This is a genomic window from Vibrio splendidus (assembly GCF_001557875.1).
GTDB lineage: Bacteria > Pseudomonadota > Gammaproteobacteria > Enterobacterales > Vibrionaceae > Vibrio > Vibrio splendidus_F.
Genome location: NZ_LNRF01000007.1, coordinates 192,010 through 214,847 on the forward strand (window position 1 = coordinate 192,010; position 22,838 = coordinate 214,847).

A 22,838-nucleotide genomic window follows, 5' to 3' on the forward strand; every position below is an offset into this window, starting at 1 on the left:
TATGGTTATACCTTCTAACTCCCATATTTCAGTGAATTAGCGCTAGTAGCGTCCCGACTAAAGTTGCACAGATCCCTTTACTTATCCTTGCTACATTCTAAATCGTAACATTACGTTAACACGGTAATTTTCTACAGAAACAGTTTCTACGGAAACGAAATAAAGGAGAAGGCAATGGCGTTCGAATCTACGGAACATGCTCAAGCCTACTGGAAGGAAAACTTGGGAATTATGGGAACACTGCTCGCGGTCTGGTTTGCAGTGTCTTACGGCGCTGGCATCTTATTTGTGGATGCCCTCAATACCGTTCAGTTTGGCGGGTTCAAGCTAGGGTTTTGGTTCGCTCAGCAAGGTTCGATATACACCTTCGTGGCGCTGATATTTATTTACGTTGTTCGCATGAATGCGCTCGATAAAAAATACAACGTACAGGAAGACTAGAGGCTAGAACATGGATATTCAAACTTGGACGTTTATTCTCGTCGGTATTACTTTCGCGGTATATATCGGCATCGCAATCTGGGCTCGTGCAGGGTCTACTAGTGAGTTCTACGTTGCTGGCGGTGGTGTACACCCAGTAGCAAACGGCATGGCGACCGCCGCTGACTGGATGTCGGCAGCATCATTCATCTCAATGGCAGGTATCATCTCATTCGTTGGTTACGACGGTGCGGTTTACCTAATGGGTTGGACAGGTGGTTATGTACTACTTGCGCTATGTTTAGCACCTTACCTACGTAAGTTTGGTCAGTTTACGGTTCCTGATTTCATCGGTGAGCGTTACTACTCGAAAACAGCACGTATGGTAGCGGTATTCTGTGCAATCTTCGTATCGTTTACGTACGTTGCAGGTCAGATGCGTGGTGTGGGTGTTGTATTCTCTCGTTTCCTAGAGGTCGACATTAACCTAGGTATCATCATTGGTATGGGTATTGTGTTCTTCTACGCAGTACTTGGTGGCATGAAAGGCATCACTTATACGCAGGTAGCTCAATTCTGTGTCCTCATTTTCGCCTTCCTTGTTCCAGCAATCTTTACCTCAATCATGATGACAGGTAACCCACTTCCACAAGTTGGTATGGGCTCTACGCTATCAGGCACGGATGTTTACCTTCTTGATAAACTGGATGGACTGACCGAAGAACTCGGATTTACCGCCTATACCGAAGGTAACAAGAGCATGGTGGATGTATTCTTCATCTGTGCGGCTCTAATGGTAGGTACTGCGGGTCTTCCACACGTAATCATTCGTTTCTTCACTGTACCAAAAGTACGTGATGCTCGTATCTCAGCGGGTTGGGCACTATTGTTCATCTCATTGCTATACACAACAGCACCAGGCGTTGCAGCATTCGCTCGTGTAAACATGATCGAAACAATCAACGGCCCTGACATGCAAGGTGTCGCAGCAGCAGACGCACCAAGCTGGTACAAAAACTGGGAAAGCACTGGTCTAGTAGGTTGGGAAGACAAGAACGGCGATGGCAAAATGTTCTACTCGGGCGATGAGCGCAACGAGATGAAGATCAACCGTGACATCATCGTACTGGCTTCTCCAGAGCTAGCGAAACTACCAAACTGGGTTGTAGCACTACTTGCAGCCGGTGGCCTAGCAGCCGCACTATCAACTGCCGCAGGTCTACTACTGGTAATCTCAACGTCGATTTCACATGACTTGTTGAAGAAAGGCTTCAGACCAAACATGACCGACAAGCAGGAGCTGTTAGCCGCTCGTTTGGCAGCTATGGTCGCGATTGTCGGTGCAGGTTACTTGGGTATTAACCCACCAGGCTTCGTAGCACAGGTAGTAGCGTTTGCCTTCGGCTTAGCTGCAGCATCCTTCTTCCCAGCGATTATCCTAGGTATCTTCTACAAGAAGATGAACAAGGAAGGTGCAATTGCAGGTATGTTGTCAGGTATTGCCTTCACAGCAAGCTACATCATCTACTTCAAGTTCATTAACCCAGCAGCAAGCACACCTGAAAACTGGTGGTTTGGTATCAGCCCAGAAGGCATCGGTACGCTAGGTATGTGTCTAAACTTCGTAGTATCAATTGCTGTAAACAAAGTAACTGCTGAAGTGCCACAAGATGTACAAGATATGGTTGAGAACATTCGTTACCCGAAAGGTGCTGGTGAAGCTCACGACCACTAAGCAGAGATGTTTAGCAAAAAATGAATCAGTACTTACATTGTAGGGATTAGGTACTGAATCTCAGAAAGCCGATACGTTATGTATCGGCTTTTTCTTTTCCCGTTTCATTTTATAAAAAGACAAACAAAGGGTTGTTTTTAATAATCTCATTTGATAATAATTATCATTACCATCAAGTAAAGAGATGCAGATGATGATGAAAGAACAGCAGGGTCTCTATTCAAAGTTTTACAAAGCACAAGATCGCTTTGCTTCATTAGAACAAGTTCAAGGCCATGAGCCATTTGTGATTCGAGACTACATCGAGTGCGCACTCACGCTTTCCTCTTACTATGAAAAGCACGCCGCCCAAGAAAACATCTTGTTGTGCGAGCTGTACCTGCGCCAAGTTTTCTTTCATTTGATTGAAGCGATTGAGTCTCCTGAGCGCAGTTTCGCCTTTCGTCATATCTGCCTAGACTCAATTCACTCACCACTATTTTATTTGAAACGCCACTACTGCCAGCAGCCTCAAGGCCAAGCGCGTTTTTTGAATCTCAGCCAAACACTACAACAAGTCCAAGCCCCACTTGGCTAACAAGGATAGAACATGACCCTACAATATCGAATTGAAAAAGACAGCATGGGCGAAGTAAAAGTCCCTGCTGATGCGCTCTACCAAGCACAAACCCAACGTGCCGCAGATAACTTCGCATTTAGCTCCCACAAAATGCCCACCAGCTTTATCCAAGCACTGGCGCTAATCAAACAAGCTGCTGCTGACACCAATGCTCAACTAGGCTTATTGGAAGGCGATATTGCCAATGCGATCGCCAATGCGAGCCAAGAGATCATTGATGGCAAACACCTCGATCAATTCCCGATCGATGTTTATCAGACCGGCTCTGGTACTAGCTCCAACATGAATGCCAACGAAGTGATTGCGACACTCGCTTCAAGAAGTTTGCAAGGCGACGTGAACCCGAACGATCACGTCAACATGGGCCAAAGCAGTAACGATGTGGTGCCAACCGCGATTCAAGTCAGTGTCGCACTCACTGCGGAAAACAAACTGCTACCAGCACTAACCCACCTGACTGAAGCCCTGACCGTTAAACAGCAAGATCTCGCTAAAGTAGTAAAAACAGGCCGTACTCATCTAATGGATGCGATGCCAATTACCTTTGCTCAAGAGCTTGGTGGCTGGAAGTTCCAGATTGAACACGCCAAGCAAGCCATTGAAAGCACCCTGCCCGCTATCAAGGCGCTCGCTCAAGGTGGAACAGCGGTAGGAACCGGGATCAATGCCGACCCACGCTTTGCCGATAAGTTTGCAAGTAACCTATCTCAATCGACAAAGATCAGTTTTAACTCGAGTGAGAACTTCTTTTTCAACCTCAGCAGCCAAGATGCGATCGTTGCCTTTTCAGGGCAGCTCAAAACTGCAGCAGTTGCGATCATGAAGATCTCAAACGATCTTCGCTGGATGAACTCAGGCCCGCTAGCAGGTTTAGGTGAGATCGAATTGCAGGCGCTACAGCCGGGCTCTTCTATCATGCCGGGCAAAGTGAACCCTGTGATTCCAGAAGCCGCAGCGATGGCAGCAGCACAAGTGATTGGTAACGACACAACGATTACTGTGGCAGGCCAATCAGGCAACTTCCAATTGAATGTGATGCTGCCAGTGATTGCTCATAATGTGTTAGAGAGTATTGAGCTATTGGCTAATAGCTCAGTCGCTTTAGCGGACAAAGCCATCGCGACCTTCACGGTACGCCAAGATAACCTCGACTTAGCGCTGTCAAAGAACCCGATTCTGGTGACAGCGCTCAACCCTGTAATTGGTTACCTAAAAGCGGCGGATATCGCCAAGAAAGCCTACAAAGAGGGATTACCTATCCTTGATGTTGCCGAACGAGAAACGGACCTCAGCCGGGCAGAGCTCAGCAAGCTGCTTGATCCAACCACATTGACGCAGGGTGGGATTGCCGGTTAATTAGAAAACTGACAGGCATTTGCTGAAACTCGCTGAAATAGCAGAGACAAAAAAGGCCTCACCCGAGGCCTTTTCGCTAATCCGAACGTGTTAATCCAAACTAGCTCACTCGATTCAAAACCGCTCTTAACTTGAGTGGCTTCACAGGCTTAGCAATAAAGCTAAAGCTGTTGGCCTTTATCGCAGCCAACATGTCATCGGTTCTATCGGCACTGATGATTACCCCTTCAAAAGAGTCTCCAAGGCGCAAACGACACTGTTGCAACACTTCCAGACCCGTTCGACCATTGTCGAGACGATAATCCGAGAAGATAACATCCGGCTGCCAACCATCGTCTAGACACTTCAAGCTTTCAACCAGATCAACCGCCGTCTTAACCTCACAACCCCAACGACCGATCAGGTTCTCCATCCCGACCAAAATCTCACGCTCATTATCGACACATAATATTTTTAGATGTTCGATGTCGCTGGTCGCCATTGGCGCTGAAGCTTGCACAACTGGAACCACTTTTTCCGCTCGAGCTAAGGTGATGGAAAAGACGCTACCTTGACCCGGCCATGAGCGCATCGAAATTTGATGACCAAGTACATGAGCAATACCTTTCGAGATAGCTAACCCTAACCCCAACCCTTGATCAGAACGCACTTGGCTGCCACGAGTAAATTCTTCGAAGATCTCTTGTTGCTTGTCTTCATCGATACCGGTTCCGTTATCCCACACATCGATTCGTACCTGGCCGTTCACTCGCCTTGCACCCAGTACCACTTTTCCTTCCGGGTTATAACGGAAAGCATTGGTCAAAAAGTTCTGAATCACACGCCTTAATAACTTAGGGTCTGAATGAATGAACAATGACGACGGAATCATCTGAAACTCAATTTTTTGTTGTCTCGCTAAGGCGCTAAATTCCGCGTTCAAGTTGGTTAGCACATCGTGCACGGCAATCGCGTGAATGTTGGTTTCTAATTTCCCTGACTCCAAGCGAGAGATATCCAACAAGTCGCCGATCAGATCTTCTGCAGCCCCTAGCGCACTCTCGATATGAGATGAAAGTTGTTTCACCTCTTGCTCTTTTGCCACCTCAGACAGTGACGAAGCAAATAGACGTGCGGCATTGAGCGGCTGCATCAAATCGTGGCTTACCGCGGCTAGAAAGCGACTCTTGGATTGTGATTCTTGATCCGAAATCTGAGTTGCTTTTACCAAGCGATGGTTCAGTTTTTCGAGCTCTTGAGTTCGCTCATGTACTCTCGACTCCAAGCTTTCATTAGCATCTTTTAGCGCTTGCTCTGCTTGTCGGAATACCGTGATGTCGGTAAAACTCATGACGAAACCACCACTTGGCATCGGGTTACCTTGCACCTCAATCACTCGACCATCAGGACGAATACGAGAAGAGGTGTGTCGAGTGCCTTGTTCAAGGTGATAAACACGGCGGCGAACGTGATCTTCTGGGTCACCTGGGCCACATAAACCTTGCTCGGCATTATGGCGGATCACATCAGAAATGGGGCGCCCAACCTGAATCAAGCCAGCAGGGAACTCAAACAGTTCTAAGTAACGTTGATTCCACGCCACCAGCCTCATTTGTTTATCGATCACTGCGATGCCTTGGCCAATATGTTCAATTGCACCTTGCAACAAACCACGGCTGAAATCGTACAGCTCAGAGGCCTCATCAACAATGGTCGCCACTTCTTCAAGCTGCATGTTCCTTCCCTGCAAAGCGGAAGTAAGTACTAACTTAGCAGACGATGCACCAAATACACCGGCGAGTACGCGCTCTGCATGACGAATCAAACTCGCAGGCGCTTGTTGATTAGGAAGCAGCGGTTGACCGTGTTGTTGCCAATAGCTGTGTAAGGCACTTTTTGCACGCTTACGACCGACAAAACGCGACGCCAACATCTCTAATTCAGCGACTGTCACACGGTTCTGATAGAGGCTGATATTTTCGTTTTCAGGTAGTGGCGTACCAACAAATGCCGCTGATTGTAAGCGCTCACTTAGGCTTGGGCGAGTTGTCATCGAAACTACGGCATAGCACAAGGTATTGAGCACAATACTCAACACAATTCCCCAGTTTGAGCTACTGATATCCCAACTGCTGAGCAACTCTGGTGGCGTGATAATCCACAGTAAAAGGTTACTTTGGCTGTCGCCTGCCAACATGCTAGTTTGGCTCATTAGGGTGATAAGCCAAATCAACGAGCCCACCATTAAGCCAACATACACACCCTTGCGGTTACCCGGGCGCCAGTACAACCCACCGATAAGTGCTGGCGCGAATTGAGCGATTGCAGCAAAGGAAAGAAAACCAATCGCTGACAGTGAATGAATGGTATCGAGTGCCTGATAAAACAACCAAGCACCAAGTAACAGCAGTAAAATTAGCCCACGGCGAATCACCAATAACAGGCCAGAAAAGTGTCGATGTGTTCTTTGGGTTAGGCGCATACGACGCAGCAGCAATGGCATCACTAAATCATTCGACACCATGATCGCCAATGCGATAGTCGAAACAATCACCATGCCGCTCGCCGCCGAAGTACCACCAAGGAAAGCCAGTAAGGCAATGTGATTAGCACCTTCAGCCATTGGCACACTGATCACGTAGGTATCCGCAGGCATGTCGGTGAGTAGTCCTTGTCCTGCCCAAGCTATTGGCAGCACGAACAGTCCCATTAAAATCAGGTAAAGCGGAAACAACCAGCGAGCGGTATGCAAATCTTGAGGACGCTCGTTCTCTACCACCATGGTGTGGAATTGACGCGGCAGACAAACAATCGCCAACATGGTTAAAACGGTATGAATAATTAATGTCGGAATATTGGGCGATTCGTAGGTGGAAGCTGCCACATCAAGCAGGTCGATTTTGTCACTGCTCATCGCCAGATACATGATGAACAGACCAACAATCAGGAATGCAGCGAGCTTAACGATGGATTCAAACGCCACCGCCATCATCATGCCACGGTGATGCTCTGTGTTATCAATGTGCCTGGTACCAAACAGCATGGTAAAAATGGCCAAAGCACCGACCACGAACCAAGATACGTGATAGTCCTGATAACCGAAATCAGCTGCTAGGTTTGGCGCAACAATATCGAGCCCCATGGTGATACCACGCAATTGCAGAGCGATATAAGGAAGGATACCGACCACTGCAATAACGGTCACTGCTACCGCTAAGCCCTGAGATTTTCCGTAACGAGCCGCGATAAAGTCGGCAATGGAGGTGATGTGTTCGCGCTTCGCAATCAAGATCAACCGCGCCAAGATCCGCCACCCTAGTGTAAAGACCAGAATCGGGGCGAGATAAATGGGTAAAAAAGACCAAGGGTTATTACTCGCCTGCCCGACCGTTCCATAGAAGGTCCAAGAGGTACAATACACGGCAATCGAAAGGCTATAGATCCACGGGCGCCAACGCGATAGCCAACGAACCTGCCGGTCTCCATACCAAGCAATCAGAAATAACACGCCCAAATAGGCTAAAGAGACTGGAATTACTATCCATCCTTGCATTGAAAACCCTTTTTTCATCCATAAAAAAACCTCTCCATAAGGGAGAGGTTTCATTTAACTAAGGATGGGGGATTAACTCAATCGCATCGCTTAAATTCTGTGCTTTAGACTCTAATTATCAGCATTTGCTGTGAGACTCTGACTGTTCCGAATCTGATTGATTAATCTCAACCACTGAACTTCTTTCATCCAACTTAATGAACAGAGCAAGAGCCCCCATTGCAGCCATACCCCAGAAGATATTTGCGCCCCAAAGCTCATAACCCCAACCACTTAAGGTGGTCATTAGTGCAATAAATGCACCCAATGGAATCGCGTTATACAGGGCTTGTAATGCAACCATCTTGTTCTGTTCTTCAGATTGGATGTATTGAATCGCTGCAATGTGTGCCATCGCAAAGGTCACGCCGTGCAGCAGCTGCACCATAACCAGTGCGAAAATCGCTGTGGTTGATGCGGTAATACCCCAACGCGCCATCACTCCAATAGCTGCGACGACAAACAAAGTCCGCAGTGACCAGCCAGAGAATAATCGCTTACTCAGAGCAAATACTGCCACCTCAGCGACCACACCTAGGCTCCACAAATAACCGATGATCGCTTCTGAGTGACCCGCTTCTTTCCAATAAATCGCACTAAAACTGTAGTAAGCCGCATGACTACCTTGCAGCAACGCCATCAAGGCCAAAAATTTTACCACTGACGATTCATGCAGCAGTTCGCCTAATTTTGGTCGCGCCGCTTGTTGCTCAGATTGCGTTACTGGCATCACGTTGGGATTTCTCATCGCTAGAATCAATGACAGCAACACACCTGCAAGTGCAGTATACAAAATCATGTCGGTGCCAAATTGTGCCACCAAATAACCGACAACCGTTGAACCCGCGATAAAGGCAATTGAGCCCCAAAGGCGAGTTCGGCCGTAGTCGAGCATTTGCAAGCGACTATAGTGATTAGCCATGGCATCAGAAAGAGGAATGATCGGCCCACAACAGAGATTAAACAGAACCGTGGCCAACAACATCAATATAAAGCTGCCACCGGTGAAGAAGTGGAAACCGACAAACAGCAGTGCAGCGAAACTCAAACAGCGCAGAGCTGGCATCAAGTGTTCAACTTTATGGATACGCGGTGTAATCACTAGGTTAGCCACACAACGAGTCGCAAAGCCGATACCAATCAATACGCCAATATCACCAGCAGACACGCCTTGGTCTTCAAACCACAACGCCCAAAATGGCAAGTACACGCCATACGCAAAAAAGAAACCAAGAAAATACTGAGAGATCCAGCCATAGGGTGAAGGGCTAAACATAAATAACCTATAAAGTGTGCAGAAAAAGGCAGCACCAATTATGCCTATCTCACATACGATGAAAAAGGGAATAATTACGGGGATAGTATTCCTATATTCAATTAGTTTGGATATCGCATTTAGACTAAAGTCGTCTGGAGCTTCGCTGGTATTTTGTCAGACTGATTAAAGACTCCCATTTCTTCTTGTGATGCTTATGCCTGACAAATTTAATATGCAGCACCCACCCTTCGATAGCCTGTCCGACACCGAGCAGTTGAAGCTGCGCTCTTCATTAGACGTAGTGTATTACCGTTCTCAAGAAGTGATACTGGAAGCTGATAGGCCGAGCCGACACCTGCACATTTTGATCAAAGGGGCTGTTGAAGAGCGCGCGAGCAGTGATGGCGAGATTTACGCACACTATGCCAATGACGATATTTTTGATGTCCGCAGCCAGTTTGAACCTCACACCAAACACCAATATATCGCACTCGAAGACACATTAAGCTATCTGCTGCCCACCGATATTTTCCTTGAGCTTTACCACGCCAATGGCCAATTCGCTGCCTACTTTGATAGCAACCTCTCGACAAGAAAAGCTTTGATAGAAGCCGCTCAGCAGCAACAGAATCTTGCTGAGTTTATCTTGACCAAAGTGGATGACTCTATCTACCACCCACCACTGATACTTGAACCAAGCCAACCTATCAACCAAGTCACTCAAACCCTTAAAGAACAAGGGTTAGACTCGGCTCTAGTTCATTTGGAACATGATGATCCAAGAGCTTTTGGATCATCATGTTCCTTGCCGTATGGAATCGTCACTCGAACCAATTTATTGCATGCTGTGATGCTCGATAGTTTTCCACTGGATGCGCCCGTCGGCGAGATCGCAACGTTTCCAGTAATGCACGTAAACCAAGGCGATTTCTTATTTAATGCCATGATTACCATGACCAGAAATCGGGTAAAAAGGTTGATGGTTTGTGATGGTAAAAATGCGGTCGGCATGGTGGATATGACACAAATCCTCAGTGCATTCTCCACACACTCCCACGTTCTCACTTTGCGTATTGCGCGCGCCACCAGCGTTGAAGAATTGGCAATGGCATCCAACAAACAACGTCAACTGGTCGAGAGCTTGCTCAGTAATGGGATTCGCACACGCTTTATCATGGAGCTGATTTCTGCGGTCAACGAACAGATCATAGAGAAGGCTTTTGAGTTGGTGATCCCACCTGCACTGCATAATCATTGCTGCCTCATCGTGTTGGGTTCTGAAGGGCGCGGGGAGCAAATTCTCAAAACCGATCAAGACAACGCTCTGATTATTCAAGATGGCTTGGAGTGGCATCAATGCCAAAGTGCCATGAACGACCTCACCCATACCCTTCAACAATTGGGTTACCCACTGTGCCCGGGCAACGTGATGGTCAACAATCCGAAGTGGGTGCATTCAGAACAAGAGTGGAAACAAACCCTCACCCATTGGGTAAAAAAAGCCACGCCAGACACCGTGATGGATATCGCGATCATGGCGGATGCACACGCAGTGGCCGGTAACAGAGAGTTATTAAAACCAGTAAAACAGCACCTCAGTGATTTAATGCTCGGACAGGAATTGATTCTGACGGAATTCTGCCGCCCTGCGCTGAACTTCTCAGTTCCCCTCACTCTATTTGGCAATGTGAAGCAATCCAAGTCAGGGCTCGATATCAAACAAGGTGGCATTTTCCCTATCGTGCATGGTGTGAGAGCACTTTGTCTTGAGCATGGTGTCACGGTCAACAACACCTTCGAACGCATTGAACAGTTGGTCAAAAAGAAAGTGCTTGAGCAAAGTACCGCCGATAACCTCAGTGAGGCACTCAAGCAATTCTTTAAGTGGCGCTTAGCCCAAAGGCTTTCTCAACAGCACAGCAGCAACAAGCTTAATGTCAAACTGATGGAGCGAGCAGACCGGGACTTACTTCGTCATAGCTTGCACGTGGTGAAGAAATTCAAGCAATGGCTCGGCTACCACTATCAGATACGGGATTAGGCAATTGAACGATGAATAGGTTGGTTCGCTATTACTGGCATCACAAGCTCAAAGGCTCTCTCTATCAGCCTCTGTTTACTGCGCCTATTGATCATGAATATGTATCGCTCGATTGTGAAACCACCAGCCTAGACCCCAATCAGGCAGAATTAGTCACTATTGCCGCGACCAAGATCATCGGTAACCGAATCATTACCAGCCAACCTTTTGAAGTCCGATTGCGCGCCCCTCAATCGCTCGATTGCAATTCAATAAAAATCCACCGCATTCGTCATCAAGATCTAAAGCACGGTATCGAAGAAAAACAGGCTTTAGTTGAGCTACTGAACTTCATTGGAAATCGTCCTTTAGTCGGCTATCACATCCGTTATGACAAAAAAATTCTCGACCGCGCCTGTTTAAAACAGCTTGGATTTCCACTGCCTAACCGATTAGTCGAAGTGAGCCAACTCTATCAAGATAAGCTCGAAAGACAGCTGCCCAATGCCTATTTTGATCTCAGTATGGACGCCATCTGTCGCCAGCTCGATTTACCTATTCCGGTCAATAAACATGATGCATTACAAGACGCTATCTCCGCTGCGCTGATCTTTGTGCGCCTGAAACATGGTGACCTGCCCCGTTTCAACTCCTCTTATTCTTAATTCAACCACTGGCGCTTCACATAGAGAGCAACATCTCAAAAATGAACTTAACTCGCTATTTTGTAAGTGAAAAGCAGCGTCTCATCCTAAAGTCTAATTGTGGAAGTCGCCGTCCTAGCCGAGAGTGATAATACAAAGACGGTTCTGTAATAGACCTAGAAACTGAACACAAAGGAAGTTGCCAGTTCATTAGGAATGTAGGCACAAGGAGAGATGCAATGAGTGAAGCCCACGTTTATCCGGTAAAAGAAAATATTAAATCAACCACACACGCGGATAATGACACTTACCTAGCCATGTACCAGCAATCTGTTTCTGACCCTGAAGGCTTTTGGGGTGAACACGGAAAAATCGTTGATTGGATCAAGCCTTTCACACAAGTGAAAAATACCTCTTTCGACCCTGGCCATATTGATATTCGCTGGTTTGAAGATGGCACGCTTAACGTTTCGGCTAACTGTATCGACCGCCACCTTGCTGAGCGCGGTGATGAAGTCGCTATCATCTGGGAAGGCGATGACCCAGCTGATGATAAAACTCTAACTTTTAATGAACTACATAAAGAAGTGTGCCTGTTTTCAAACGCTCTGAAAGAGCAAGGCGTACGCAAAGGTGATGTGGTTTGTTTATACATGCCGATGGTGCCAGAAGCAGCAGTAGCAATGCTGGCATGTACCCGTATCGGTGCGGTGCACACGGTAGTATTTGGTGGTTTCTCACCAGAAGCACTGTCTGGTCGTATTATCGATTCAAATTCTAAAGTCGTTATCACTGCCGATGAAGGCGTGCGTGGCGGCCGTGCGGTTCCACTGAAGAAAAACGTCGATGAAGCTCTGACTAACCCTGAAGTTAAGAACATCGAGAAGGTTGTGGTATTCAAACGTACTGGTGGCGATGTTGCTTGGCATGAACACCGTGATGTGTGGTGGCACGATGCTATTGCTAATGTATCTGCAGATTGCCCACCAGAAGAGATGAATGCAGAAGATCCACTATTCATCCTTTATACGTCAGGCTCAACAGGTAAACCTAAGGGGGTTATGCACACCACTGGTGGCTACCTTGTTTATGCAGCGATGACATTCAAATACGTATTCGACTATCAAGAAGGCGAGACTTTCTGGTGTACAGCGGATGTGGGTTGGATTACGGGTCACACATACCTTGTTTATGGGCCACTAGCTAATGGTGCAAAAACTATTTTGTTTGAAGGCGTGCCAAATTACCCGAACACCAGCCGCATGAGTGAAGTGGTCGATAAGCACCAAGTTAATATTCTTTATACTGCGCCAACTGCTATTCGTGCATTGATGGCGAAAGGCAATGAAGCCGTTGAAGGCACCTCTCGTGACAGCCTAAGAATCATGGGCTCAGTGGGTGAACCTATCAACCCAGAGGCGTGGGAGTGGTACTACAAGACAATCGGTAATGAGCAGTCTCCAATTGTTGATACATGGTGGCAAACAGAAACGGGTGGTATCTTGATTGCACCGCTACCAGGCGCAACAGACCTCAAACCCGGCTCTGCAACTCGTCCATTCTTCGGTGTGCAACCGGCGTTAGTTGATAACATGGGTAATATCATTGAGGGTGCAACAGACGGCAACCTAGTGATTCTAGATTCTTGGCCAGGCCAAATGCGTACCGTTCATGGCGATCATGACCGCTTCGAACAGACTTACTTCTCGACCTTTAAAGGCATGTACTTCACCAGTGATGGCGCTCGTCGTGATGAAGACGGTTACTACTGGATTACAGGCCGTGTTGATGACGTACTTAACGTCTCTGGTCACCGTATGGGTACTGCTGAAATTGAATCGGCTCTAGTAGCGTTCGATAAGATTGCAGAGGCCGCGATTGTGGGTATCCCTCATGATATTAAAGGCCAAGCAATTTACGCGTACATCACGCTGAATGATGGTGAGTTCCCAACCGCAGAGCTTCATAAAGAAGTGAAAGACTGGGTACGTAAAGAGATTGGCCCAATTGCAACGCCAGACGTACTGCACTGGACTGACTCATTACCAAAAACTCGTTCCGGTAAAATCATGCGTCGTATCCTGCGTAAGATTGCTACCGGAGATACAGGTAACCTAGGTGATACCTCGACACTGGCCGACCCAAGTGTGGTTGATAAGCTAATTGCCGAGAAAGCCGAATTGGCATAAGCAATCAGCCACACTCTAAATTACTGTTTAAAACAGACCTTACCTAAACCGTCACCTATGTGGCGGTTTTTTTATGGCTGATCTTGATCTCAAATATCCTCGACAGAATTAAGGTTATGACGCTTTTTTGTTAAGTTGGTAACAATTCCACACTGTATCAATAGGAGATTAGACCAGTAAATTGCTGCGATTTGCGCTGAATTAGCTATAATCTGGTTCTAATTTTTAAATTTGGGTTTTTCTCACTGGAAATTAACCGCAAATTTTCAATAAAATGGCAACATTCACGTTCGTAAACACGATAAAGGAAGATAGCCCCACGATGTCTACAAAGTTTCGCATTCTAGTTTTAAATGGCCCAAACCTTAACCTGTTAGGCCTTAGAGAGCCTGCACACTACGGTTCTCAAACACTTGACCAGATTATTAGCTCACTGACCGAGCAAGCGAAAGCACACGATGTTGAGCTATCTCACTTACAGTCAAATCGTGAGTATGAACTGATTGAAGCTATCCATAGTGCATATCAAAGTGTTGATTTTATTATTATCAACCCAGCAGCCTTTACACATACCAGTGTGGCACTGCGTGATGCACTACTTGGAGTTGCAATCCCCTTTATTGAGGTTCACCTATCGAATGTTCACGCACGTGAACCATTCCGTCACCACTCTTACCTATCTGATAAAGCAGAAGGTGTGATTTGTGGCTTAGGTGCCCAAGGTTATCAATTTGCTTTGACCGCTGCGCTCAGCAAGCTCAACTCAAAGTAAACATAAACAACGAACTATTACTAACCTACTCAGTCAAAGAGTAAGTTCAATTAACAGATAAAGAGAAAGAAACAATGGATATTCGCAAAATCAAAAAGCTAATCGAATTGGTTGAAGAGTCTGGTATTTCTGAGCTAGAAATCTCTGAAGGTGAAGAGTCAGTACGAATCAGTCGTAACAGCACTGCACCTGTAGCACCTGTTCAATATGCAGCAGCTCCAGCTCCTGTAGCAGCGGCAGCAGCTCCTGCGGCGGCACCTGTAGCAGAAGCAGCGGCTCCTGCAGTTCCAGCTGGTCACCAAGTTCTTTCTCCAATGGTTGGTACTTTCTACGGCGCTCCAAGCCCAGACGCAAAACCATTCGTTAAAGTTGGTCAATCTGTAACTGCTGGCGAAACTCTATGTATCGTTGAAGCAATGAAAATGATGAACCAAATCGAAGCTGATAAATCTGGTGTTGTAACAGCTATCCTAGTTGAAGACGGTCAACCAGTAGAATTCGACCAAGCTCTAGTAATTATCGAATAATAGAGAGCACTCATTATGTTAGATAAATTAGTAATCGCGAACCGTGGTGAAATTGCACTACGTATTCTGCGTGCATGTAAAGAGCTTGGCATTAAAACGGTAGCGGTTCACTCAACTGCTGACCGTGATCTTAAGCACGTACTGCTTGCAGACGAAACCATTTGTATCGGTCCAGCTCGTGGTATCGATAGCTACCTAAACATCCCTCGTATCATCAGCGCAGCTGAAGTTACAGGTGCAGTAGCTGTCCACCCTGGCTATGGCTTCCTATCTGAAAATGCAGACTTTGCAGAACAGGTAGAGCGCAGTGGCTTTATCTTTGTTGGCCCTAAAGCTGAAACCATTCGCATGATGGGTGACAAAGTGTCAGCTATCACATCAATGAAGAAAGCTGGCGTACCTTGTGTACCAGGTTCTGACGGTCCTCTTGACGACGACGAAGCGAAAAACAAAGCGCACGCTAAGCGCATTGGCTTCCCAGTTATCATCAAGGCATCTGGCGGCGGCGGCGGCCGTGGTATGCGTGTTGTTCGTTCTGAAGCAGAACTAACAGAAGCTATCGCGATGACTCGCGCTGAAGCAAAAGCATGTTTCAACAACGACATGGTTTACATGGAGAAATTCCTAGAAAACCCACGTCACATTGAAGTACAAGTGCTTGCAGATGGTCAAGGCAATGCTATCCACCTAGGTGAGCGTGACTGTTCTATGCAGCGTCGTCACCAGAAAGTTGTGGAAGAAGCGCCAGCTCCAGGTATCACTGAAGAGATGCGTAAGTACATCGGCGAACGCTGTACTCGTGCATGTATTGAGATCGGTTACCGCGGTGCAGGTACATTTGAATTCCTATACGAGAACGGTGAGTTCTACTTCATCGAAATGAACACTCGTATCCAGGTTGAACACACGATTACTGAAATGGTAACGGGTATCGACCTAGTGAAAGAACAGCTACGTATTGCAGCTGGTCAGCCTCTATCATTCACTCAGGATGATATTAAGCTGCGCGGCCACTCAATTGAATGTCGTATCAATGCTGAAGATCCAGTTCGTTTCCTACCTTCTCCAGGTAAGATTGAACGTTTCCACGCACCAGGCGGCATGGGCGTACGTTGGGAATCTCACATCTACACGGGTTACACAGTGCCACCACACTACGATTCAATGATTGGTAAGCTGATCACTTACGGTGAGAACCGTGATGTTGCTATCGCTCGTATGAAGAACGCATTGGGTGAAATGATTGTTGAAGGTATTAACGTTAATACTGAGCTTCAACTGTCTATTATGAACGACGAAAACTTCCAACACGGTGGTGCAAACATCCACTACCTTGAGAAGAAACTTGGTTTGTCATAACCCGTTCGTTTAAGAACAGTCAAAATGCTCACTTCGGTGAGCATTTTTGTTTTTGAGCCGCCGAAAAAATCAATCTTTAATCCCCATTATATTCCGTGGGGTTTTGGTGAATTTGCTCATATTTTCTGCTAGACTCGCCATCCAATTTTTCTCATATAGAAGATGCAGCCATGCCTTGGATTCAAATCAAGCTTAATGCTACCAATGAAAATGCCGAACAAATCGGCGACATGTTAATGGAAGAGACTGGTGCTCTTTCTGTAACTTTCCTGGATGCACAAGATACCCCTGTATTTGAGCCTCTGCCGGGCGAAACTCGCCTTTGGGGTGATACTGACATTCTCGCGCTTTACGACGCTGAGACTGATACTGGTGTCGTTCTAGCGCAGATTAAAGCAAGCAACATGTTCCCTGCAGACTTTGCTCATAAAGTAGAGCAAATTGAAGACAAGGATTGGGAACGTGAATGGATGGACAACTTCCACCCAATGAAGTTTGGTGAGCGTTTATGGATCTGCCCTAGCTGGCGCGATATCCCTGAACCTGACGCTGTCAACGTAATGCTAGACCCAGGCCTTGCATTTGGTACAGGTACTCACCCGACAACGGCATTGTGTCTTGAGTGGCTTGAAGGCTTAGACCTTGCAGGCAAAACCGTGATCGACTTCGGTTGTGGCTCAGGCATCCTAGCGATCGCTGCGATCAAACTAGGCGCGGCAAAAGTTATCGGGATCGATATTGATCCTCAAGCTCTGCTTGCATCAAAAGACAACGCACAACGCAATGGCGTTGCTGAGCAACTAGAGGTGTTCTTACCACAAGATCAACCGGAAGGTTTGCTAGCAGACGTTGTTGTTGCCAACATTCTTGCGGGTCCATTACGCGACCTTTCTGGCATCATCAAAGGCCTAGTTAAGCCAAATGGTGTACTTGCGATGTCGGGTGTTTTAGATACACAAGCAGAAGATGTTGCGACTTATTATCGTGATGAGCTTCACATTGATCCGATCATTGAGCAACAAGAATGGTGTCGAATCTCAGGTCGCAAGCAAGGCTAGACAAGACTTTGGTCGCTAATTGACTGAAATTTAAACAAATTACAAAAACAAATTGTAAATGCTCAAATATTAGTCTTTTCACGCAGCGAAAAAATGCGTAAAATGCGCGCCCTTGCTGGTACAGAACTGTGATGACATTTTTGAAAATCGGAAATTATCAACTTAAGAACAATCTAATCGTCGCTCCTATGGCTGGCGTAACGGATAGACCATTCCGTGAGTTGTGTCTTCGCTACGGTGCGGGGATGGCAGTCAGTGAAATGATGTCCTCCAATCCGAAAGTTTGGAAAACGTCAAAGTCTCAGCAGCGTATGGTACATGAAGGCGAATCGGGCATTCGTTCAGTACAAATCGCTGGTGCAGATCCACAGCTTATGGCCGAGGCTGCTCAATTTAATGTCGATAACGGTGCGCAAATCATCGATATCAACATGGGTTGTCCAGCCAAAAAAGTGAACAAGAAGCTTGCGGGCTCAGCCTTACTGCAGCATCCAGAACTCATTGAAGACATTCTGAAAGCGGTGGTAAACGCTGTCGACGTTCCAGTAACGTTGAAAACGCGCACAGGCTGGGATACAGACAATAGAAACTGTGTCCAAATCGCGAAAATAGCCGAAGACTGCGGCATACAAGCTCTTGCGCTCCATGGAAGAACTCGCGCTTGTATGTACAAAGGTGAGGCAGAATACAAACACATTAAAGCAGCGAAACAAGCAGTATCTATTCCGGTTATCGCTAACGGTGATATCGATAGTCCGGAAAAAGCGAAGTTTGTGCTGGAGTACACCGGCGCTGATGCTTTAATGATAGGTCGACCTGCCCAAGGACGTCCTTGGATTTTTAACGAAATCCTACACTATTTGGAAAACGGCACCACGATGGACCCACTCCCGATTTCGGAAGTGAAAGACATCATGCTTGGTCATGTGCACGCTCTACATGAATTTTATGGAGAGTTTTTAGGCCCTCGCATCGCTCGTAAGCATGTGGGTTGGTATCTAAAAGAACATGAACAAGCGAGTGAGTTTCGCCGTACCTTCAACGCATTCGAAGCAGGTGATCTGCAGCTTGAAGCGCTAGAAGGTTTTTTTGATAACGTTGCACCATAATTACGAGAAGAGCTAGACCGAATATGTTCGAACAAAATCTGACTTCAGAAGCATTGACAGTAACTACAGTTACATCACAAGACCAAATCACGCAGAAGCCACTACGTGACTCAGTTAAAGCATCATTGAAAAATTACCTTGCTCAATTAAACGGTCAAGAAGTCAGCGAGTTATACGAATTAGTATTAGCTGAAGTTGAACAGCCACTACTAGACACTATCATGCAGTACACTCGCGGTAACCAAACTCGCGCAGCAACCATGATGGGTATTAACCGCGGTACTCTTCGCAAGAAACTTAAAAAATACGGCATGAACTAATCATTCTTTCGTAATTTATTGAATTGAAAGCCAAGCTCATTTTTGAGTTTGGCTTTTTTTTGGCTTGTATAACCCTGCTCGTGGCTGACTACTCCCCAGAGCGACAACAGCGCCCTTTGTCGACGTTTGCAGAATCCAAGGCTGCCAGAATCGAACAATGGCTTGCATCGTCGTCTACATGGCCACAACACGCATCATTAATCTTTTTAAGTGCGGTGCGAATCTTAGTTAATTCGGTAATCTTCTCATCAATCATCTCTAGCTTTGCTGAGGTAATCGACTTCACTTCAGCGCAACTGTGCTGTGTAGCCTCGAGGCGAATCTCAAGCAATTCTTTAATCTCGTCCAAACTCAGTCCCAACGCTTTAGATTTAAGAATAAACGTCACCTGTTTCTGGTTATTTTCATCATATAAGCGATAACCCGACTCACTGCGACTGGCTGGCGCGATCAGGTTATTCTTCTCATAAAATCGCAAGGTATCGGCTGTCACACCGCATCGTTTCGCTAATTCACCGATCTGAAACATGTTTTTTCCTACTGTTTCGTCCATTCCACAATTAACCTTATCGTTACTTTTCAGGCTGAAACGGCACTTTTCATAATTAATTTTGAGATGCCAAACGATTGCGCGAGCTTTTTTGTAATAAATTAGTTAGAATCTGCGCCATCAAATTTGGAGTTGGTTATCTTATAGCTTAATCATAAGACTGACCCAAAAGGTCTTTACCAAAACTGGCCAATATTTTATCTCTTACTGGTATCTAAGATAATCCACGCTAAGAAGATAGAGACAAGTTCTTTTTTGGCAAATATCTTTATTTTAACCCCATGAATTTGAGGAAGATGGAAGCATGAATAACGCTCGTCCAATTCGCCGCGCTCTAATCAGCGTATCAGACAAAACTGGTATCGTTGAATTTGCACAAGCTCTTGCTAACCGTGGTGTAGATATCCTATCTACCGGTGGCACTGCTCGCCTGCTTGCTGAAAAAGGCATCTCTGTTACAGAAGTATCTGACTACACTGGTTTCCCAGAAATGATGGATGGCCGTGTTAAGACTCTGCACCCAAAAGTTCATGGTGGTGTTCTAGGCCGTCGTGGTCAAGATGATGACGTGATGGAAACTCACGGTATCAACCCTATCGATATGGTTGTTGTAAACCTATACCCATTCGCAGAAACCGTTGCTAAAGAAGGTTGTACCCTTGCTGACGCTGTTGAGAACATCGACATCGGCGGTCCTACAATGGTTCGCTCTGCAGCGAAAAACCACAAAGACGTGACTATCGTTGTTAACGCACACGACTACGAGCGTGTTGTGGCTGAAATGGACGCGAACGAGCAATCTCTAACGCTAGAGACTCGCTTCGACCTCGCTATCGCAGCATTCGAACACACCGCTTCTTACGACGGCATGATTGCAAACTACTTCGGCACTATGGTTCCATCATACGGTGAGAACAAAGAAGGTGACGAAGAGTCTAAATTCCCTCGCACATTCAACCAACAGTTCGAGAAAAAACAAGACATGCGCTACGGTGAGAACAGCCACCAAGCAGCCGCATTCTACGTTGAAGCAAACCCTGAAGAAGCGTCAGTATCTACTGCTCGCCAAATTCAAGGTAAAGCCCTTTCTTACAACAACATCGCTGACACTGACGCAGCACTTGAGTGTGTGAAAGAGTTCGACCAGCCAGCATGTGTGATCGTTAAGCACGCTAACCCATGTGGTGTTGCACTAGGTGAAGACATCCTAGAAGCTTACGACCGTGCATTCAAAACAGACCCAACGTCTGCATTTGGCGGCATCATTGCTTTCAACCGTGAGCTAGACGCTGCAACAGCAACGGCTATCACTGAGCGTCAATTCGTTGAAGTTATCATTGCACCTTCTGTTTCTGCTGAAGCAGTAGAAATCGTAGCGGCTAAGAAAAACCTTCGTCTACTTGAGTGTGGCGAGTGGACAACGAAGACAACCGGCTTTGACGTGAAACGCGTTAACGGTGGTTTGCTAGTTCAAGACCGCGACCAAGGCATGGTGTCTGAAGATGACCTTAAAGTGGTTTCTAAACGCCAACCTACAGCTGAAGAACTAAAAGATGCTCTATTCTGCTGGAAAGTAGCGAAGTACGTTAAATCTAACGCTATCGTTTACTCGAAAGGTGACATGACAATTGGTGTTGGCGCCGGCCAAATGAGCCGCGTTTACTCTGCGAAAATCGCAGGCATCAAGGCGGCAGACGAAGGTCTACAGGTTGAAGGTTGTGTGATGGCATCAGATGCATTCTTCCCATTCCGTGACGGTATCGACGCGGCAGCAGAAGCGGGCATCAAGTGTGTTATCCAACCGGGCGGCTCTATGCGTGATGACGAAGTTATCGCAGCAGCAGACGAACACGGCATGGCGATGATCTTTACGGGCATGCGTCACTTCCGCCACTAATTTCCTGTTTATCTAAACGATTAGTAATTATCAAGCCTCTCAACTTTGAGGGGCTTTTAAGAATTAAAGACTTAAGGATTGAAACATGAACGTATTAATCATCGGTGCTGGCGGTAGAGAACATGCTTTGGGTTGGAAAGCAGCACAAAACCCAAATGTTGAAACGGTATTCATCGCTCCAGGTAACGCAGGTACTGCACTTGAGCCAAAACTTGAGAACGTAAACATCGGCGTTGAAGACATTGCTGGTTTAGTAGCGTTTGCTCAAGAGAAAAAAATCGAACTGACTATCGTTGGCCCTGAAGCGCCATTAGTTATTGGTGTAGTTGACGCATTCCGCGAAGTAGGTCTTCCTATCTTTGGTCCAACTCAAGCAGCAGCACAGCTTGAAGGTTCAAAAGCATTCACTAAAGACTTCCTAGCTCGTCATGACATCCCAACGGGTTACTACGCAAACTTCACTGAGATTGAGCCAGCTATCGCTTACGTCCGTGAGCAAGGCGCTCCAATCGTAGTAAAAGCAGACGGTCTTGCGGCAGGTAAAGGCGTTATCGTTGCGATGACTCTTGAAGAGGCTGAAGACGCAATCAAAGACATGCTAGCAGGCAACGTATTTGGCGAAGCTGGCAGCCGCGTGGTTATCGAAGAGTTCCTTGAAGGCGAAGAAGCAAGCTTCATCGTAATGGTTGACGGCTCTAGCGTGCTTCCTATGGCCACCAGCCAAGATCACAAACGTGTTGGTGACAAAGACACAGGTCCTAATACTGGCGGTATGGGTGCTTATTCTCCAGCTCCAGTTGTAACGCCTGAAATCCACAACCGTATCCTTGAGGAAGTTATCTACCCAACGGTACGTGGTATGGACGCAGAAGGGGCACCTTACACGGGCTTCCTTTACGCTGGCCTAATGATCGATGCTGACGGCACACCTAAAGTTATCGAATACAACTGCCGCTTCGGCGATCCAGAAACGCAACCTATCATGATGCGTATGGAGTCAGACCTTGTTGAGCTTTGCCTAATGGCTATCGACGAGAAACTAGACGAAGCAGAATCAAAGTGGGATCCACGCGCTTCTATCGGTGTTGTTCTTGCGGCTGGCGGTTACCCTGCTGACTACGCAAAAGGTGACGTTATTTCACTACCAACAAGCGAAGTTGAAGGCCAAAAGGTTTTCCACGCGGGTACGACAAATAACGAAGCTGGCGATGTGGTGACAAACGGTGGTCGCGTACTTTGTGCAACGGCACTGGGTAACACTGTTTCTGAAGCTCAAGAGCGCGCTTACGCGTTGACGAAGCAAGTTAGCTGGAATGGTATGTTCCACCGCAATGACATTGGTTACCGTGCGATTGCGCGCGAGCAAGAGCAGTAATCAATCTTGTTACTCGCTTACTTTCCATAAGAGTAAGCAAATGACAGTAACCGAATAAC

At 46.6% G+C, this 22,838-nt stretch carries 18 protein-coding genes; 15 read left to right on the top strand and 3 right to left on the bottom strand.

From position 1 onward, the window contains the following. The first annotated feature begins 174 nt into the window (after window positions 1-174). The 4 genes from ATB74_RS16765 (at window position 175) to ATB74_RS16780 (ending at window position 4,130) form a co-directional block, all read left to right on the top strand. The gene (locus tag ATB74_RS16765) at window positions 175-441 is read left to right on the top strand and encodes a DUF4212 domain-containing protein (protein WP_010435433.1); all 267 of its coding nucleotides are present in this window, start codon (window positions 175-177) and stop codon (window positions 439-441) included. Between the two features lie 10 nt (window positions 442-451). Further along, on the top strand, window positions 452-2,155 hold the full coding sequence (locus tag ATB74_RS16770) for a sodium:solute symporter family protein (RefSeq protein ID WP_017062715.1): 1,704 nt from the start codon (window positions 452-454) through the stop codon (window positions 2,153-2,155). Window positions 2,156-2,345: 190 nt separating this feature from the next. Next, window positions 2,346-2,732 carry a hypothetical protein gene (locus tag ATB74_RS16775; RefSeq protein ID WP_081090135.1) on the top strand — a complete coding sequence of 129 codons (387 nt, stop codon included), beginning with the start codon at window positions 2,346-2,348 and terminating at the stop codon, window positions 2,730-2,732. Between the two features lie 12 nt (window positions 2,733-2,744). After that, window positions 2,745-4,130, top strand: coding sequence for a class II fumarate hydratase (locus ATB74_RS16780; RefSeq protein WP_061019200.1), 1,386 nt, complete (start codon window positions 2,745-2,747; stop codon window positions 4,128-4,130). 100 nt (window positions 4,131-4,230) lie between these two features. On the opposite strand, the gene ATB74_RS16785 is transcribed toward ATB74_RS16780, so the two are convergent. Beyond that, the gene (locus tag ATB74_RS16785) at window positions 4,231-7,662 is read right to left on the bottom strand and encodes a hybrid sensor histidine kinase/response regulator (RefSeq protein ID WP_061019215.1); all 3,432 of its coding nucleotides are present in this window, start codon (window positions 7,660-7,662) and stop codon (window positions 4,231-4,233) included. 118 nt (window positions 7,663-7,780) lie between these two features. Beyond that, window positions 7,781-8,977, bottom strand: a complete 1,197-nt coding sequence (locus ATB74_RS16790) for a 3-phenylpropionate MFS transporter (protein WP_061019201.1) — start codon at window positions 8,975-8,977, stop codon at window positions 7,781-7,783. Window positions 8,978-9,167: 190 nt separating this feature from the next. Between ATB74_RS16790 and ATB74_RS16795 the strand changes: the two genes are divergently transcribed. The 9 genes from ATB74_RS16795 (at window position 9,168) to fis (ending at window position 18,957) form a co-directional block, all read left to right on the top strand. Beyond that, on the top strand, window positions 9,168-11,000 hold the full coding sequence (locus tag ATB74_RS16795) for a DUF294 nucleotidyltransferase-like domain-containing protein (protein ID WP_061019202.1): 1,833 nt from the start codon (window positions 9,168-9,170) through the stop codon (window positions 10,998-11,000). An 11-nt stretch (window positions 11,001-11,011) separates the two neighbouring features. After that, window positions 11,012-11,644 (top strand): 3'-5' exonuclease, encoded by a 633-nt coding sequence (locus ATB74_RS16800; RefSeq protein WP_048663023.1) that lies wholly within the window; start codon window positions 11,012-11,014, stop codon window positions 11,642-11,644. 218 nt (window positions 11,645-11,862) lie between these two features. Continuing rightward, window positions 11,863-13,812, top strand: coding sequence for an acetate--CoA ligase (gene acs, locus ATB74_RS16805; RefSeq protein WP_009844693.1), 1,950 nt, complete (start codon window positions 11,863-11,865; stop codon window positions 13,810-13,812). Window positions 13,813-14,134: 322 nt separating this feature from the next. Further along, window positions 14,135-14,584, top strand: coding sequence for a type II 3-dehydroquinate dehydratase (gene aroQ / locus ATB74_RS16810; RefSeq protein WP_061019203.1), 450 nt, complete (start codon window positions 14,135-14,137; stop codon window positions 14,582-14,584). A 74-nt stretch (window positions 14,585-14,658) separates the two neighbouring features. Further along, window positions 14,659-15,111 (top strand): acetyl-CoA carboxylase biotin carboxyl carrier protein, encoded by a 453-nt coding sequence (gene accB, locus ATB74_RS16815; RefSeq protein WP_061019204.1) that lies wholly within the window; start codon window positions 14,659-14,661, stop codon window positions 15,109-15,111. A gap of 15 nt (window positions 15,112-15,126) precedes the next feature. Beyond that, a complete protein-coding gene (gene accC, locus ATB74_RS16820) occupies window positions 15,127-16,470 on the top strand; it encodes an acetyl-CoA carboxylase biotin carboxylase subunit (RefSeq protein WP_017062706.1) in 1,344 nt (447 codons plus the stop codon). Window positions 16,471-16,640: 170 nt separating this feature from the next. Then, on the top strand, window positions 16,641-17,528 hold the full coding sequence (gene prmA, locus ATB74_RS16825) for a 50S ribosomal protein L11 methyltransferase (protein ID WP_017055901.1): 888 nt from the start codon (window positions 16,641-16,643) through the stop codon (window positions 17,526-17,528). A gap of 140 nt (window positions 17,529-17,668) precedes the next feature. Next, the gene (gene dusB / locus ATB74_RS16830; RefSeq protein ID WP_032546269.1) at window positions 17,669-18,637 is read left to right on the top strand and encodes a tRNA dihydrouridine synthase DusB; all 969 of its coding nucleotides are present in this window, start codon (window positions 17,669-17,671) and stop codon (window positions 18,635-18,637) included. 23 nt (window positions 18,638-18,660) lie between these two features. Then, on the top strand, window positions 18,661-18,957 hold the full coding sequence (gene fis, locus ATB74_RS16835; RefSeq protein ID WP_004729744.1) for a DNA-binding transcriptional regulator Fis: 297 nt from the start codon (window positions 18,661-18,663) through the stop codon (window positions 18,955-18,957). Between the two features lie 88 nt (window positions 18,958-19,045). Here the strand turns inward: fis and zntR are convergent, their stop codons facing one another. Further along, on the bottom strand, window positions 19,046-19,486 hold the full coding sequence (gene zntR / locus ATB74_RS16840; RefSeq protein WP_061019205.1) for a Zn(2+)-responsive transcriptional regulator: 441 nt from the start codon (window positions 19,484-19,486) through the stop codon (window positions 19,046-19,048). Between the two features lie 325 nt (window positions 19,487-19,811). Here zntR and purH point away from each other — a divergent pair, with 325 nt between their 5' ends. Beyond that, on the top strand, window positions 19,812-21,404 hold the full coding sequence (gene purH, locus ATB74_RS16845) for a bifunctional phosphoribosylaminoimidazolecarboxamide formyltransferase/IMP cyclohydrolase (RefSeq protein ID WP_048605463.1): 1,593 nt from the start codon (window positions 19,812-19,814) through the stop codon (window positions 21,402-21,404). A gap of 85 nt (window positions 21,405-21,489) precedes the next feature. Further along, window positions 21,490-22,779 (top strand): phosphoribosylamine--glycine ligase, encoded by a 1,290-nt coding sequence (gene purD, locus ATB74_RS16850; protein WP_061019206.1) that lies wholly within the window; start codon window positions 21,490-21,492, stop codon window positions 22,777-22,779. Window positions 22,780-22,838: the final 59 nt, after the last annotated feature.